We start from the raw sequence: 16,118 nt of genomic DNA, 5'->3' as shown, positions 1-16,118 counted from the left end.
TGATCTTGTCATTGCAGGCGAACGTAGAGAATGTGGCAATCTCATAAAGTAGGACTTCTGAGATTGTTTCGTCAAAACTTACAGTTTTTCCTTGCAATGACTTAAACTGTTCAAATTAAACTTCGTCGACCTATTTTTATTTATTTTTTTCGTATGAATATTGAATATAAAAAATTTGTGCATGAATATATGCTAGAATTTGTGAAAAAAATTCTAACAAAAATTCAGCATGAAAATTTATATTGGGATCAGTTAATATACATATCGTACAGAACCGATAATCCTGCGGTAATTTTACCTTCAAAAGTTAAACAGGCATATCCGAAACAGATAACAATAGTACTGCAATATCAGTTTGAAAATTTAATAGTAAATGATACGGGCTTTTCTTTAACGGTAAGTTTTGACGGTGTTAAAGAAATAATTTACGTACCTTTTGATGCACTTATTAGCTTTGTTGATTCCAATAATAATTACAGTCTCACTTTTAGTCAGTCGTTAAATATACATGAAAATCCTCAACATGAAGAGGCAATAAGTAATAATAAAAGTTATCAGACTTCATCATCTTCAAGTCCAAATGTTATAATGTTAGATAAGTTTCGTAATTCTTCTAAACCTAGTTAATGCATATTATGGATTCAAAAGTATTGATATATACTGATGGTGCATGTGCGGGTAATCCAGGTCCCGGAGGGTGGGGAGCTTTGCTTCAATTTAATGATACTAGCAAAGAAGTATTTGGGTATGAGTTAGATACGACTAATAATCGTATGGAAATTACGGCAGCACTTGAAGCCTTGAGGATTTTAAAAAAATCTTGTAATGTTGAGATTTATACCGATAGTAAATATTTGCAACAAGGAATTACCGCTTGGATTCATAATTGGATAAAAAATAATTGGTGTAAAAGCAACAATAAACCCGTTAAAAATGCCGATTTATGGCAAAAATTATACACAGAATTGAGTAAACATACTATTATTTGGAAATGGGTAAAAGGTCATGCAAATAATAGCGGTAATATTGCTGCCGATAAACTTGCAGTGCAAGGAAGAGAAACTGCTATAGAAATTTTAAAATGTCGTGGATAGATAAGTGTTTTATTACTTTTTTTCACAAAAAAGTAGGAGAAGATGAGTTTTTGAATCAATATTATGAAAGCCGTAATATTGATTATTTAGGGCGTCCAAGGAGGTTTGTTATTTATAAAAATGTAAATGAACCTACAAAAATTCCGCCAAGTTGGCACGCTTGGTTACATCATTTAGTAAATGAGATACCAAAAAATATTCAGCTTTTTCCATGGCAAAAGAATAATAAAATAGTTAAAAAGCTGCCTAAAACATCAAATCTTAAATATAATAGATGGCAACCGTAATTAATAAAATATAAAAAACAATGCAACAGAACATTATTGAAACAATTATAGGCTTTGTAGTATTAATTATTGCTTTGCTATTTTTGATTTTTGCTTACAAAACAGGTAGTTCTATAACTAGCTCAAAAGGATATCAGGTAACTGCTCATTTCCAAAGTGCGGAAGGGATAGCAGTTGGAAGCGACGTAATGATTTCAGGTATAAAAATCGGTAGTGTAAAGCAAATTACTTTAGATCCAAATAGTTTTGATGCAAGTGTATATCTAAATATTAATGATGATGTTAAAATACCTAAAGATTCTAAAGCCCAAGTAGTCACCAGCGGGTTACTTGGAGGTAAATATATTTCAATTGTACCAGGTAATGACGATGAAAATTTAGCGGCTAATGAAGAGATAAAATATACTCAATCAGCAATTAATATTGAATCATTAATTAACAAAATTGTTTCTTCATTCGGTAGTAAGTAGAAGTAATACGAAATAAAAAATCATTAAATTTAGCCGAATCTAGTTTAGATTCGGTTTTTTTATTGTTTAAGCTATTGTAAAGTTCTTATAAGAGGAGCATCGTATAAGTTTTGTAGGCAAAATAATTTGCTTAACAAAATGTAAACTAATAAAGGAGTAAATTATGAAAGAATCAAATTCAAACTCTGCTAAAGCAGATGTCGAAGGTATCAAAAAAGATATTGAAAGCTTAGTGTCAAGATTACGTAATTTAAAAGGTAATCCGGAGATATTCTAGATGAGCAGTTAGGTAATTTATCATCCCGTTATGGAACATTATAAAGATAAAGGAATGGATAAAGGTAAAGCTAATGTAGCGGATTTATGTGAGTCGACACGTGACCACCCTTTGCGGAATTTTGCTTACGCTTTTGGTGTAGGTGTATTGCTCGCTATTCTTATGAAATAGGTAATTCCATGTTAAAATCTCTAATATATGAATTATTAAAAAGTAGCATTAAGCAAGAAGAGAAATCTGATGGCAAACCATTTGTCTATTTTTTTAATATTCTAGGTTTAGTTTTTAATAATTATTGCTAATTATTGTTATTGTTCGGATAGTCTGGAATTTTATTTTCTTATGCAAAGCGGAATAATTTCTATTATATCTTCTATGGTTATTGAAGCTGTGAGATGTTATTTAAAATACAAAAATAGATATCGTACTTTAGATTGTTTAAGATCAAAAAGTAGAGAGTTAGTAGAGAGCATCAGTACGTCGTTTACTGACTTAGTCTCAACTAAGACCTTAATAAGATATTTACCTACGATAATTTGCTATGTTCCAAGTACCGTAATGACATTTTTAGTATGTACTTATATTAAAAGAAAATTCTTAAAAAATGTTACATATCCACTTTTAGGTAAGTAATAATTTATCTCTCGGTTTAGGTAACTCTAAACCGAGCTTTAAATAACTCTGTCTTACTTAAAAATATAGTTTCAATATTAAGCTCTTGATACTGCATTTGGTAAGGTTCGCTTATACGACTTCGTTAAGCTCACTCTTAAATTTGTTATTTGAGTGTCTGATTTTGTTTTTGGGAAATCTACATTATCTTAGCCAAGTGTATGAAAGTGTTTAAGCTTTCTTCATCGTCTTTGGTCATTATATAATGTACTTTGACATATATAAGCATTTGATGTGTTTTGTCCGATATTTTATTTTTCTCTAACAACACATATGATTTATGAGTATTGTTATGTTCATCTTGTATACTAAACACTTTATTTACTGTAACTGATTTATCGGATTTTGATATAAAATCATAAAATAGTTTAAAGAATCTCTAAATAATTCGCTTAATTGCTTATCATTTTCAAGTTCTGCATATGATAACTATCTTGCAGTTTTCAACTTAAAATATGATTTAATCATTTCAAGAGCAGAATATCTATCGCAGTTATTATTAAGAATTTTATATAACATTTTTTTATCAAAATATGCAGGTATTATTTTTAAATCCTTATTAATAATTTGCTGTTTGTAATAAGATAATTGACGCATAAACACGATAAAAGTAGCTGTAAGACCTACAACTAAGATAGAGTATAAATTTAGTGATTGAAAAAGCATATTTTGAATATATTTAATTATAACTACCAATGATAGTATAGTATTTTTACTTTTCAATCTAAAAATGAACCATTATTACTGTATATTATTTATTTTTTCTCTCAATTAGTTTATTTATCACATATCTATCCATGCTAAAAAATAAAGTAAATTTAAAGTACTAATTGTTAGCTTGTTTCTTGCTTTTAACGTTACTATTTGCTGGGGAATACAGTTAAATCTATATAATTACAACTATAAAAAACATCGCAATATATTATAGCTTCTTTCTATCAATTCACGGAATATATTAAGTTGTACTTCCTTTGCTTATTTATCGTGTAAAGTGAAATTTTCTATTGACTTTTATATAAAACAGTATAAATTTCTTTACAATTTAATTTTTTGCAAAGAATTTATTCTAGGCTATGAAAAAGAACAGAGAAGTTTAACAAGCGACCAAAAAGCAGCCACAGGAATTTTATCTACAGCTACTTTTCTTGAGTATTGTGATTTAATGTTGTACGTCCATTTAGCAGTATCAATGCATTGTTCTTTCCTACATATGATGCGAGTGCAGCTGCTCTTCTCTCTGCCTTTACCTTTTGTGCTACCTTTATATTTAGACCACTAGGAGCATATGTTTTTGGTTGAATAGGTGATAGATATAAATTAGAAAATCTACTGTTATTATCTACCTTAATGGCTTTATCCTGTATAATTATACTTATGAACAAGTAGGTTATTTTGCTGCTGTATTAATCACAATTTGCCGTGCAATTCAAGGTATAGCTTCTGTAGGTGCAATAGTAGTAGCAGAACTTTATTTAACTGAAATTACAAAACCACCTATACAATATTCCGTAGTTTCTTTTATTGCCGTAGCATCAGTAATTGGGACAACTGTAGCTTTAGCTATAGTATCTTTAGTTACTACTCAAGGATTTAATTGGCGTCTTGCCGTTTGGATAGATGCAATTATTGTAGTTGTGAGAGGTTACGCTAAAGCTCATCTTAGAGAAACGCTTGATTTTGTAGATGCAAGTGCTAGACTTTTACGAAAATATGAAAAAGCAAATATTGACAAAAAAGAATTAAAAAACGATGAGATTTTTTACCAAAAACCTAATAAGAAGACAACTATATATTTTTTCATAATGGTTGTGCTTGGCCCATATTTTCTACTATACTTATATTACTTGTGGTGAAGTTTTAAAGAATGCATTTGGATATAGTGCAGCTCAGGTTGTTCATCATAATTTTATTATTTCAATGTTCCACCTAGCTAGTATGTCTTTAAATATGTTTTCTAAGTTATAAAATATATCCTTTAAAAATTCTTAGAGTAAAATTAGCTTTACTCTTATATTGATTCTATTTGCACCATACCTTTTAAAAAATACAACTACACCTTTCCGGCTTCTTTTAATTCAAATAGGTTTGATAATATGTTCATTTGATACTGTTCCTGCTGTTTCAATCTTTTTTAGGCTCCGGTTTTTAAACGCTTTACAGTAGTATTATATATGCTGTTTCTAGAGCCTTAATGTGTATAATCACTTCGCTTGGAATTATATATTTAACAAAATATTTGGGTCAATATGGTTTGTTTGTTGTGATGGTTCCATTACTTATAATTTGTATGTTTGGTCTAAATCATTTTCAAAAGTTGGAAAAAGAAGCAGGTTATTCATAGTGAATAATGATATTTATCTTTGTATAAAAACCTATAGCAAATTTCATTAAACTTTTCTTCAATTTCATAACACTCTAAATGTATAGCAACAACTAGAAACTTCTTAAATGTTTCCACAATGATCTGCTTCGCTTTTTCAGGTTATTTAGCTCCTAATGTTTGTACATTATGAATACGATCAAATAATTTTATAAGTGCTGTATCCTATCTTTTTTGCTTAATTAATAGGTTTAAGCTTTCCTCGACACTGATTTGTCCGTGAGGTTTAATTCTAGTTAAACCTTCTACATGTTTTGCTATTTACTTTACCAAAAATTTCGATGATCAGCTTTTCAGTAAGTTCTGTATCCTCAATAGTATAGTGGAAGTAGAGCAGCATTTATCATATTAGAAGTAAAAAGCTTAGGCGCTTCGTCTGCTACAAACTTTGCAAGCATAATCTCTACTTCGATCGGGTGCGAATAATACGGATCACCTGACTGACGCATTTGTGCACCATGATATTTACGAGCGTAGTAGATACCTGTTTTAACTGCCTCTATATCAACAGGATTTTTTACTTTAGTGTTTAAATATTCGAGTTTATCAACTAGCTTTTTAGCGTAAACACAAATTTCAAACTTTTCTTTCCAAGAGTTTATATCTTCCATAAAAGTTATTTTATTTATATTAATAATAGTTGATTACAATTAAAGCAAAAGTGTAAAAATTGTAATAACAAATAATTTTTTAACTTTAAATAGATTAATAGTTTTTGGTTACATTGTATTTAAACAATTTCATTTTGTGTTATTATTTATTTTTGCTTCTTGTTCTTGCTGTCATTTATACCCTGCTGCTTTTTCTTCTATATATTTAAAAAAGAAATAACAAAAAGTTAAAAAACTAGTGAGAATAATAGCAAATGTTATTAATATTAACTTAAGCTCTTTCCTTGCATTGTGAGCTTTTAAACGCTTTTCCTCCTCTTCATCTATTATTCACTCAAAGGTTAAAGTTTCTTCTTCTTTATTTTCCATATTTTAACTCTTATAAATTAAATTATATTATGAATGACAGAGTTTAATTATCATTTTTAAGAAAAGTAATCTATAAAGTAATTAAAATAAGTCAATGACTATAATTATTTAGAGTTGAAAAGATTATCATTACGCGGGAATGACATCGGAAGGCTAAATTACAGCATAAAACAACTGCTTTTAGGTGATATCTGCTTTTAATCTTAATTTTTATATTCCAGGATAAACTATAGTATGCTAAGATATTGCTTTTAAAAATAAGTGATTATCAGTGTCAAAATTTTCTTTTAATATTCATCATCAGCATAAAAAAGCTAGAAGCGGTATTATCGTAACCGCACACGGTGAGATGCGTACACCCGCTTTTATGCCAGTTGGAACTAGAGGAACGGTTAAGGCAATGCTACCTGAATCGGTAGCAGAAACGGGGGCGGATATATTGCTTGGCAATACTTACCACTTAATGCTTCAGCCGACTGCCGAACGTATAGTACAGCTTGGTGGCTTACATAAATTCATGAATTGGGATAAGCCGATATTAACCGATTCTGGCGGTTTTCAGGTAATGTCGCTATCGAAGTTATGCAAGATCACCGAAGAGGGAGTAAGTTTCAGCTCTCATATTAACGGCGATAAATATATGTTAACTCCTGAGCGTTCTACCGAAATACAATATCTGCTCGGTAGCACAATCACTATGGCTTTTGATGAATGTACGCCTTACCCTGCAACCTTTGAAGAAGCTAAAACTTCTATGCAGCTTACGACTAGATGGGCGAATAGATCACGTAATACTTTTGTTAAGCGGGAAGGCTATGCACAATTCGGTATTATTCAAGGTAGCGTTTACGAAGAATTACGTGAGCAATCGGCTAAGGATCTAGTAGAACTTGATTTTGACGGTTATGCTATAGGTGGACTTGCAGTAGGTGAGGGGCAGGAGCTTATGTTTAAAGTACTTGATTATGCTCCTGATTTTCTGCCGCAAAATAAGCCGCGTTATTTAATGGGAGTCGGTAAGCCTGCTGATATTATAGGTGCGGTTAGCAGGGGTATCGATATGTTTGACTGCGTAATCCCGACACGCTCAGGTCGCAACGGTCAGGCTTTTACGAAATACGGTACGGTAAATATCCGCAATAGCAAATATGCCGATGATAACAAGCCGCTAGAACATGATTGCCTATGTCCTGCTTGTAGAAACTATAGTAAAGCTTATCTACATCATTTAGTTAGAATCGGTGAAATACTTGGCTCTATGCTAATGACATGGCATAATTTAACATATTTCCAAAATCTCATGAGCCGTATTAGAGCATATATTAAACTAGGTAAAGATTTTGATTTTGATTCTTAAAGTGACTAGTTATAAAACATGCCTTATTACATGTAAACGTACTTAAGTAGGTTATGTTATGAAAAAAGTTTGTGCAGATCACACTTAAGTGATTGTAACTAGACAAAAACAAAAACCGGTGGGTTATTATGTCGCTTGAAGATCATAATGCTATGGAGGAAACTATACTGGTTAAAAAGTCCTAAAAATGCTGAAAGACTAAAACGAGCAATTAGCGATTTTGAAGAAAATAAAAATTTTAGGAATTGGATTTGATTGTAAATTAAAATAAAAGTATGAACTACTAATGCAAAATATTGATTTAATATCTGAAGAGGAAGCACAAAAATTACTAGAAGAACTCGCTGATAAAATTGCAGCGTATAACCATGCTTATTATATAGAAGATAATCCTTTAGTTTCTGATAGCGAGTATGATCAGCTATTTAATACCAATCTCAAGTTAGAACAAAAATTTCCTCATTTAATTTTAGAAAATAGTCCTAGCAAAAAAGTAGGGGCTAAAATAGCAAATAAATTTGCTAAAGTTACGCATCAAGTGCCCATGCTATCTCTCAGTAATGCTTTTGATGAGCAAGATGTGAGAGATTTTGTAGACCGCATAAAAATTTTCTTACGCCTTAATGAGTTTGCTCCTATCTTTTGTGAACCTAAAATAGACGGTGTGTCTTTTTCTGCTGTTTATAAACACGGGGTGCTTACAACGGGAGCTACAAGAGGTGACGGATATGTCGGTGAAGATATAACAGCAAATATTAAAACAATCAAAAATTTTCCTCATAAAATAGATAATGTTCCGGAGTTTTTAGAAGTACGAGGGGAAATTTATATTGAAAAACAAGATTTTTTAAATCTAAATAAAGAACAAGAAGAGCAGGGCAAGGATAAATTTGCCAATCCTCGTAATGCTGCTGCCGGATCACTTCGTCAGCTTGATTCTTCTATTACGGCTAAAAGACCGCTCAAATATTTTGTATATTCAGGAGGGGTAACTGAACAGAATCTCGCTTCTTCACAAGATCAATTACTTACAAAATTAAAAGAATGCGGCTTTAACATTAATGAAATATCTAAACTTGCGAGTTCTGAAGAAGAAATTTTTGCCTTTTACGAATATCTCAAAACAAATAGAGAAAATTTACCTTATGAAATTGATGGAGTAGTATATAAGCTAAATGATTTTGCACTGCAAAATAGAATGGGCTTTATTGCACGAAATCCACGCTTTGCTACCGCTCATAAATTTCCTGCAATAATAGGACAAACAAAGTTACTTTCTATTACTGTACAGGTCGGTAGAACTGGTACGTTAACGCCAGTAGCCGAACTTGAACCCATAGAAATAGGCGGGGTCACTGTTAGTAGAGCAACATTACATAATTTCCAAGAAATTGCACGAAAAGATTTGCGGATTAAGGATTATGTATTCCTGCAACGTGCTGGTGACGTTATTCCTAAAATCATGGGAGTTGATTTTGATAAACGTCCTAATGATACAGAAACGTTTGATACTCCTTTATTTTGTCTGTCATGCAATTCTAAATTGCATTATACGCCTGAAGATATTATTATACGCTGTGATAATGGCCTTAACTGCCCTGCTCAGAATTATGAGCGTATCCGTCATTTTGTATCGAAAAATGCTATGGATATTGAGGGGCTTGGGCGTAAGCAAGTTGAGTTTTTAATAGATAAGGGATTGATTAGTAATCCTTTAGATATTTTCTTTTTAAAAGAAAAAAATGACTCTAGCTTAGCAAAACTTGAAAATATGGATGGATGGGGTAAAAAATCAGTAGAAAATCTTTTTAAAAATATAGAAAAATCAAAAAACGTTAGTTTGCCAAGATTTATATATGCATTAGGCATAAGGCATATCGGTGAACAAAATGCTAAATTACTTGCTAGAGAATTTGGCAGCTATAATAATTTTATAGCTCAAATGGAATTGCTTAGAACAAATGAGCCTGATATTTATCAAAAACTAAACAATTTAGAAGGAATCGGTGATAAGATTTTAGTAGATATTATTGATTTTTTTGATGTTAAAGAAAATATTGAGCTTATCAAAAAACTTGGTGAAATATTAAATATTGAAGATTATAAAGAGACTAGAGAACAGAGTAGTTTAACGGACAAGATAGTCGTATTTACCGGTAGTTTACCGACGATATCTAGAGCAGAAGCTAAAGCAACGGCTGAGAAGCTTGGGGCTAAAGTTGCAGTTGGCGTATCATCGAACACGGATTTAGTTGTAGCCGGCGTTGATGCAGGCAGTAAACTTAAAAAAGCTAAAGAGCTTAATATTAAAATTATTGATGAAGAAGAATGGCTTACACTTATAAAAAATGTTTAAAGCAAGGCATTGCTAACTAAATGATAGTAAATAAAAAACTCGATGTCATTCCCGCTTTCGCGAAAATGACATCGGAAAGCTAAACTACACTATAAAACAACTTTTTCTAGGCAATGCTAAACTTTTTGACAAAGATAGAACAGTTATTACAAAACATATTAATAAAATTCTAAAAGAAAGAAAACTATATAGTATGTGCAAATTTTGTACATACTGCCGCTGATGGTAAAACATACCAAGTAGAATACTATAATTTAGATATGATAATATCAGTAGGATATAGGGTAAATTCTAATAGAGGGATCGCTTTCAGAAAATGGGCTACTAACTTACTTAAAGAATGTCTAATTAAAGGTTATAGTATTAATCTACACTGCTTTTACGAAAGATTGCACAGTAAATTATACTATGATATAATATATAATTACTGTAGCTAAATTAGACGAGATGCCTAAATCTACTAATACGAGAAGCCATTAAAAATTATTTACGTGAACTAAAAGAAGATAGAGCAGATGCAGAAACTGCTTTAGCAAGAAGCAATAATAAAAGTGATAAATTACTTACTTCAACAGAAGCAACGGAATTCTTAAAAAAGAAATATGGTTTATAAAGTATATGCTCTATGTCATTCCTGCGAAAGCGGGAATGACATAGAGCCATGCGTGCGAGTTGGTCATAGAAGTGAAATTTATGATTAATTTAAAATGAACTATCGTCATATTTATCATGCAGGCAATTTTGCCGATATAGTCAAACATTTAGTCCTAATTAGTATTTTAGAACAGCTCAAGAAAAAAGAAAAACCTTTTGTGGTTTTAGATGCTTTTACTGGGCCAGGTCTTTACGATTTAAACTCGGAGGCGGCGTCTAAAACTCTAGAAAGCGATACGGGAATTAATAAATTACTGCAAGCTACCGATCCTATTCCTCAGCTCTTACAAACTTTTTTAAATATAATAAATATAGCAGGCAAAAGTCACTACCCAGGTTCACCTTTTATAATTAAGCAATTATTAAGACCAAATGATCGCTTAATTGCCTGCGAACTTCATCCAAGCGATTATTTAAGTTTAAAAAAATTATTACCAAATGATACGCATAATATAGATGCTTATAATGCTATCAAAGCTTTGCTACCATTTAAAGAGAATAGAGGATTAATTTTTCTTGATCCGCCTTTTGAAGTAAAAAATGAGTTTCAAAAATTACTTGAAGCACTTAAAAAAATTAAGCTACGAGTTCTTAATAATACTGTCTTAATTTGGTATCCTATAAAAGATTTATCTTTAGTCCGTGATTTTTACCATAATTACAAAAATATCGGATTTAAAGAAACTATGATTATTGAATATGAGCTTTTAAATAGTGATAAAAATATGGTAAAGTGTGGGTTAATGTTAATTAACCCTCCAAATATTAGAGGAGAATTAGAGCAATTAACAGAATATTTAAGTGGCACTCTTAATTTGAAATTTACATACATTTATCTTTAATGTCTTTTAAAAAATATATCTTTTTACTGTTTATAGTTTTTCTTGTTCAAGGTTGTAGCAGTATTAAAAAATCTAGTGATACTACGTTACTTGCTACTACTTCATCTCAATTAAAACAAAAATATAAAATCAGCCATGCGGATTTAGTAGTACAGTATGATTTAACAAACAAAAATAGCAAATGTATATATGCAAAAAACTTAGGTCTAATAATTAATAACCCTAAACAAAATAAGATTTTTTTACACAAATTACATAATAAAAACCCAGCAGAATTTAATAAAGCAGCCGAAATAAAAATAGCTAATATAAAAGCAGTTGTAACAAAACTACATTCAAAATATAAGTTTCTCTCTAAACCGGAAGCTAGCTATTTTGCAAAAAAACAAACTCATAGGAATAATATCTCAGAATTAACCAAGCTTGATAAAATAATTAGTACAATACCACTTATGATGCCGGAATATGAGCCGAAAATTACTAGCCATTACGGAACTAGGACAAGTCCTCATAAAAAGAAAAGAAAAAAGAAATGTTTCCATAGCGGTATTGATTTACAAGCTAAAAAAGCAGCACCGATATATGCGGCAGCAAGCGGAATTGTTATAAAAGCCGCTAGAGCACCTGATTACGGGAATTTTGTTGAGATTAAACATGGACACAAATTTGTTACGAAATATGCTCATTTAAAAGAAATGTCAGTCAAGGAAGGAAATAAAATTAAGCGTGGTCAATTTATCGGTATACAAGGAAGCACTGGTAATGCAACGGGTGAACATTTGCATTTTGAAATTCTGTTAGATAATAAAGCAATCAATCCGTTTGACTTTATTTTTAACTACTATAAATGTTAAACTATGATCAAACTTTTATATCCTGAATTTTGGCAGAAGCGAAATATTATAGCTTATTTGCTTTTGCCTATAAGCTTGATATATCAATTTTTAGGCTATTTACGAGCTAGTTTAGCACGTCCTATTATGTTGCCTGCTAAAGTTATTTGTGTCGGTAATTGTAGCGTAGGAGGTACGGGTAAGACGCAGATAGTAATGTATCTAGCCAAATTACTAAAAGCTAGAAATGTAAGTTTTGTAATAGTAACTAAGGCTTATGGTAGTAACCTTAAAAGTGCAACTACCATACATCAAGGACATACAGCATTAGAGGTAGGAGATGAGGGGGTAATACTTGCAAAGTACGGAGCAGTTATTGCTACTAAAAATATTAAAGAGATTGTGCCGTTAATTAACGAACTTAAACCTGATATAATAATAGTTGATGATTTCCTACAAAATCCTTATTTTCATAAAGACTTTACTATAGTCTCAGTAGATAGCCAAAGGCTTTTCGGCAACGGTTTTCTAATTCCTGCCGGTCCTTTAAGACAATATCCAAATAAAGCCCTTGATGCAGCTGATTTAATTTTTTTAGTCAGTAGCCACCAAGATAAAATACCGCAGATTTTAACTCCTTATGTCAATAAGTTAATAAATGCTCAAATAGTTCCTTCAAATAATATAGATAAAACTAAAAATTATTTTGCTTTTAGCGGTATCGGTAATCCTGAGCGTTTCTTTGCGACTTTAAAAAATTACGGATTAAATATAACCGGTTACAAAATTTTTCCTGATCATTATAATTATTTACAAGCAGATTTAGAAAATTTATATTCATTAGCTAAAGAGCATAATGCTATCTTAGTTACTACAAGAAAAGATCATGTTAAGTTTAATGATTTAAATAATAATATTGTCTGTCTAGATGTAGAATTATCTATAAACCATCCTGATTTATTAAATGAAAAAATTTTTAAAAAAGCTTAGATATTTAATTGAGTATTTTATCGTTGTTATATTTCTGAAAGTAATAGGAATATTCGGTGTAGATAAAGCGGCGGATATTTGTAGTTTTATAGCAAGAAAAGTCGGTATATTATTTGCTGTTAATAAAATTGCTAGACGAAATATTAAAGTAGTATTCGGTTATATGTGTGATGTTGAAAAAATCATAGATCAAACTTGGGATAATTTTGGTAGGTTTATCGGTGAATTTACATATGTTAGCAAGATGGATGAAGCCGAGTTAGAGCGTAGAATCGCAATAATCGGCATAGAAAATATTAAAAAACTTGAAGGACAACCTTTTTTATTATTTAGCGGTCACTTTGCCAATTGGGATATTAGTATTAAGATTCTTCATAAATTTTATCCGAAAGTTGCCGTAATTTATCGTAAAGCAAATAACCCATATGTTAACAAGTTGGTTAATGAAAGTCGTGCCGGTGATAAATTAAGACTTATACCGAAAGGTCCTGAAGGTAGCAGAGCTTTAGTCAGGGCTATCAAGGAGAGTGAAGCTATTGTTATGCTTGTTGATCAAAAAATGAACGATGGAATTGAAGTGCCTTTTTTAGGGCATCCTGCTATGACTGCAAGCGCCATAGCTAAAATTGCTTTGCAGTATAAATATCCAATTATACCTTGCCAAATCATTAGAACTAAAGGCAGTTATTTTAAAGTAATAGTTCATCCGCAATTAAAGTTGGAGCAAACCGGCGATAATAAAGCCGATTGCTATAATATTATGCTTAATATTAATCAAATGCTAGGAGAATGGGTTAAGCAAAATCCTGCTCAATGGTTTTGGTTTCACAATAGATGGAAGCAATGAAACGTCATTGCGAGCAGCCGTAGGCTGCGTGGCAATCTCGTCCAATATCCTGAGATTGCTTCGTCAATTGCTATGCAATTTCCTCGCAATGACAAAAAAATGAGCCACGGTATGACATTTTAAGAAAGCATAGTCCGTAATTTCTCAAGTACTTCTTGAGCGTGATTTTTAGCATTTACCGACCGCCAAATATGCTTAACTATGCCTTCCTTATCAAGTAAAAACGTAGCTCTATCAATACCCATATATTTTTTACCGAACATTGATTTTTCTATCCATACCCCTAATTGTTCGCATAAATTTGAATTTGCATCAGAGGCTAAATCAAATCCTAAACTATATTTTTCTTTAAATTTATCATGAGAGTCAAGCTTATCTTTGGATACTCCGATAATTACCGTATTAAGTTTATCGAATTCCGGTTTTAGCTTGTTAAAATCTTGTGCTTCAATAGTACATCCAGGTGTATCGTCTTTCGGGTAAAAATATAATATTACGAATTTTCCTTTTAAATCCGATAGTTTAATTACGTTATCTTGACCTATGTGTAAAGATAAATCGGGAAGTTTTTTTCCTAGTTCTAATGTCATAACACCCTCAAATTTATTTGATACAATAACTATATATTCAATATGTACTTTTTAAAATTGCTTTTTATAATTATATTATTTATGATACCGGTATATAATACTTAAGTTTAATTTTTATTAACTATTTCAATAAAGAAAGAGGTTTTATAAGAACTATAAGTGAAGCACTTGAAGAATTACATTAACATCTTAAGGACTCTGCTAAAATTATTACTGTCGATTTTAATAAAAAATGTCATGAAGTAGCAGATAAATTATCCGTCAAAATTAATGATTTAGAGGCATATGCTAAGGATAGTAAAGACCATTCTTTAGAAACTATAAAAGCGCAATATAAAAATTTAACGAAAGAGTTACAGGATTATCAGAAAATTAAAGATGATAAAGTGGAAGAATATAGATAGACTCTTGTGAAAAAACTTGATGATTTAAGTAAGAAAGTTGAACAATATAATAATAAACATAAATAATTGGAGAATATAATGAAAAAATTTTTAATAACCTTAGGTGCTACCGCTACTTTATTATTAACACCTAGTATTTTTGCAGATTTGCCTACCAAGGATGAAACAACAGCAAATGAAGTACAAACTGCAGAAGTAGCTACAAGCAGTACAAAAACAATTACCGAAAACTTACAGGAATTAAAAGACAATTTAACAAATCTAGCACAAACGGGAGCCGATAAATTTAATCAGACCTTAAGCAATACTTATGATCAGATAGCCCAAAGCGTTACAGAGATAAAAAAGAATGTGAAAGATCAGAAAGATAAACAAGGTGAAGAACTGCAAAAATCTATAGATGCTGTAAAAGCAAAAATGGAAGCTTATAAAAAAGCAGGCAGCAAGAAGCAAGAAAAAATACGTCAGCACCTAGTGGATAAATTAGAAGAGCTAAATAAAAATATTAACGAATATAATAACGATGAAGAAAAAGCAAATTCGTAATTTTTTAACGTCATTGCGAGGAGATGCGTAGCATCGACGCGGCAATCTCATAAAGTAGGATCAACTTCTGAGATTGCTTCGTCGCAACTTATAGTTTTTCCTCGCAATGACTGCAGACAATACACCCTTAAAAACCGGTATTATTTATGACTATTACCAAAGCAAAAATTGCAGCTATGTTAAGCTCTAAATTGGGTTTTTCAAATCATTTATGCGAGGAAATAGTTCATACGGTTTTTTCTAATATTTTAGAAATAGCAAAAGCGCAAAAATTAACTTTAAAGAATTTTGGTAGCTTTGAGGTGAAACAAAAAAATCCACGTCCCGGAATAAATTTTCATACCAAAGCACTGGTAATTATAGAATCAAAAAAGCATTTACGTTTTGTCCCTTCTTCTAAATTAAAAGCTTTAATTAATGAATCTACTCGATGAACTTCGTTATAATTTGTTGGCTTGTTGTATATCTCAGAAAATGCTTTTTATGTCATTCCCGCGAAAGTAGGAATCCAGTAAAACCTATAAAAAACTTGTTTTTTT

General features: G+C 31.1%; 19 protein-coding genes and 2 pseudogenes. 16 read left to right on the top strand and 5 right to left on the bottom strand.

The window, feature by feature from the left end; all coding sequences use genetic code 11:
- Window positions 1–153 precede the first annotated feature (153 nt).
- From BTU51_RS06335 to BTU51_RS10060, 6 genes and pseudogenes are all read left to right on the top strand, one after another.
- On the top strand, window positions 154–627 hold the full coding sequence (locus BTU51_RS06335) for an SspB family protein (RefSeq protein WP_012151238.1): 474 nt from the start codon (window positions 154–156) through the stop codon (window positions 625–627).
- On the top strand, window positions 627–1,094 hold the full coding sequence (gene rnhA / locus BTU51_RS06330; protein WP_012262569.1) for a ribonuclease HI: 468 nt from the start codon (window positions 627–629) through the stop codon (window positions 1,092–1,094). The genes BTU51_RS06335 and rnhA overlap by 1 nt, the downstream gene beginning before the upstream one ends.
- Window positions 1,082–1,381 (top strand): NADH-ubiquinone oxidoreductase subunit NDUFA12 family protein, encoded by a 300-nt coding sequence (locus BTU51_RS06325; RefSeq protein WP_004997578.1) that lies wholly within the window; start codon window positions 1,082–1,084, stop codon window positions 1,379–1,381. The genes rnhA and BTU51_RS06325 overlap by 13 nt, the downstream gene beginning before the upstream one ends.
- Before the next feature lie 20 nt (window positions 1,382–1,401).
- Window positions 1,402–1,851 carry an outer membrane lipid asymmetry maintenance protein MlaD gene (gene mlaD, locus BTU51_RS06320; RefSeq protein WP_004997581.1) on the top strand — a complete coding sequence of 150 codons (450 nt, stop codon included), beginning with the start codon at window positions 1,402–1,404 and terminating at the stop codon, window positions 1,849–1,851.
- A 163-nt stretch (window positions 1,852–2,014) separates the two neighbouring features.
- Window positions 2,015–2,299, top strand: a pseudogene (locus tag BTU51_RS10065) (hypothetical protein).
- Window positions 2,300–2,470: 171 nt separating this feature from the next.
- Window positions 2,471–2,761 carry a hypothetical protein gene (locus tag BTU51_RS10060; RefSeq protein WP_012262567.1) on the top strand — a complete coding sequence of 97 codons (291 nt, stop codon included), beginning with the start codon at window positions 2,471–2,473 and terminating at the stop codon, window positions 2,759–2,761.
- 178 nt (window positions 2,762–2,939) lie between these two features.
- Here the strand turns inward: BTU51_RS10060 and BTU51_RS10055 are convergent.
- Both BTU51_RS10055 and BTU51_RS08905 read right to left on the bottom strand, forming a co-directional pair.
- Window positions 2,940–3,496: pseudogene (locus BTU51_RS10055) on the bottom strand (hypothetical protein).
- A gap of 440 nt (window positions 3,497–3,936) precedes the next feature.
- Window positions 3,937–4,182, bottom strand: a complete 246-nt coding sequence (locus BTU51_RS08905) for a hypothetical protein (protein WP_041472478.1) — start codon at window positions 4,180–4,182, stop codon at window positions 3,937–3,939.
- On the opposite strand from BTU51_RS08905, the gene BTU51_RS08900 reads away from it, so the two are divergent.
- Window positions 4,117–4,653 carry an MFS transporter gene (locus BTU51_RS08900; RefSeq protein WP_329518431.1) on the top strand — a complete coding sequence of 179 codons (537 nt, stop codon included), beginning with the start codon at window positions 4,117–4,119 and terminating at the stop codon, window positions 4,651–4,653. The genes BTU51_RS08905 and BTU51_RS08900 overlap by 66 nt on opposite strands.
- Window positions 4,654–5,491: 838 nt before the next feature.
- Here the strand turns inward: BTU51_RS08900 and BTU51_RS06300 are convergent.
- Complete coding sequence (locus BTU51_RS06300) at window positions 5,492–5,791, bottom strand: bifunctional (p)ppGpp synthetase/guanosine-3',5'-bis(diphosphate) 3'-pyrophosphohydrolase (protein WP_012151232.1); 300 nt, start codon at window positions 5,789–5,791, stop codon at window positions 5,492–5,494.
- A gap of 171 nt (window positions 5,792–5,962) precedes the next feature.
- Window positions 5,963–6,121, bottom strand: coding sequence for an RC1041 family protein (locus BTU51_RS10250; protein WP_458693784.1), 159 nt, complete (start codon window positions 6,119–6,121; stop codon window positions 5,963–5,965).
- 310 nt (window positions 6,122–6,431) lie between these two features.
- Between BTU51_RS10250 and tgt the strand changes: the two genes are divergently transcribed.
- The 7 genes from tgt to BTU51_RS06250 all read left to right on the top strand — a co-directional run bounded on the left by tgt (window position 6,432) and on the right by BTU51_RS06250 (window position 14,039).
- Window positions 6,432–7,517, top strand: a complete 1,086-nt coding sequence (tgt, locus tag BTU51_RS06290) for a tRNA guanosine(34) transglycosylase Tgt (protein ID WP_012151231.1) — start codon at window positions 6,432–6,434, stop codon at window positions 7,515–7,517.
- 286 nt (window positions 7,518–7,803) lie between these two features.
- Window positions 7,804–9,873, top strand: coding sequence for an NAD-dependent DNA ligase LigA (gene ligA / locus BTU51_RS06280; RefSeq protein ID WP_012151229.1), 2,070 nt, complete (start codon window positions 7,804–7,806; stop codon window positions 9,871–9,873).
- A 188-nt stretch (window positions 9,874–10,061) separates the two neighbouring features.
- Complete coding sequence (gene rhuM / locus BTU51_RS06275) at window positions 10,062–10,310, top strand: RhuM family protein (RefSeq protein ID WP_075807930.1); 249 nt, start codon at window positions 10,062–10,064, stop codon at window positions 10,308–10,310.
- A gap of 270 nt (window positions 10,311–10,580) precedes the next feature.
- Window positions 10,581–11,369 carry a 23S rRNA (adenine(2030)-N(6))-methyltransferase RlmJ gene (locus BTU51_RS06265; protein WP_012151228.1) on the top strand — a complete coding sequence of 263 codons (789 nt, stop codon included), beginning with the start codon at window positions 10,581–10,583 and terminating at the stop codon, window positions 11,367–11,369.
- Complete coding sequence (locus BTU51_RS06260; protein WP_012151227.1) at window positions 11,369–12,223, top strand: M23 family metallopeptidase; 855 nt, start codon at window positions 11,369–11,371, stop codon at window positions 12,221–12,223. The genes BTU51_RS06265 and BTU51_RS06260 overlap by 1 nt, the downstream gene beginning before the upstream one ends.
- Before the next feature lie 3 nt (window positions 12,224–12,226).
- Complete coding sequence (gene lpxK, locus BTU51_RS06255) at window positions 12,227–13,192, top strand: tetraacyldisaccharide 4'-kinase (RefSeq protein ID WP_012151226.1); 966 nt, start codon at window positions 12,227–12,229, stop codon at window positions 13,190–13,192.
- Entirely contained in the window at window positions 13,167–14,039 is an 873-nt protein-coding gene (locus BTU51_RS06250) for a lipid A biosynthesis lauroyl acyltransferase (protein ID WP_012151225.1), read from the top strand. The genes lpxK and BTU51_RS06250 overlap by 26 nt, the downstream gene beginning before the upstream one ends.
- A 119-nt stretch (window positions 14,040–14,158) precedes the next feature.
- On the opposite strand, the gene bcp is transcribed toward BTU51_RS06250, so the two are convergent.
- Window positions 14,159–14,629, bottom strand: coding sequence for a thioredoxin-dependent thiol peroxidase (gene bcp / locus BTU51_RS06245; RefSeq protein WP_004997602.1), 471 nt, complete (start codon window positions 14,627–14,629; stop codon window positions 14,159–14,161).
- A 482-nt stretch (window positions 14,630–15,111) separates the two neighbouring features.
- On the opposite strand from bcp, the gene BTU51_RS06235 reads away from it, so the two are divergent.
- Complete coding sequence (locus BTU51_RS06235) at window positions 15,112–15,579, top strand: hypothetical protein (RefSeq protein ID WP_012151224.1); 468 nt, start codon at window positions 15,112–15,114, stop codon at window positions 15,577–15,579.
- 146 nt (window positions 15,580–15,725) lie between these two features.
- Window positions 15,726–16,013 carry an HU family DNA-binding protein gene (locus BTU51_RS06230; protein WP_012151223.1) on the top strand — a complete coding sequence of 96 codons (288 nt, stop codon included), beginning with the start codon at window positions 15,726–15,728 and terminating at the stop codon, window positions 16,011–16,013.
- Window positions 16,014–16,118 lie beyond the last annotated feature (105 nt).

The organism is Rickettsia rickettsii, assembly GCF_001951015.1.
Taxonomy (GTDB): domain Bacteria; phylum Pseudomonadota; class Alphaproteobacteria; order Rickettsiales; family Rickettsiaceae; genus Rickettsia; species Rickettsia rickettsii.
This window is presented reverse-complemented; position numbering and strand designations above follow the sequence as displayed.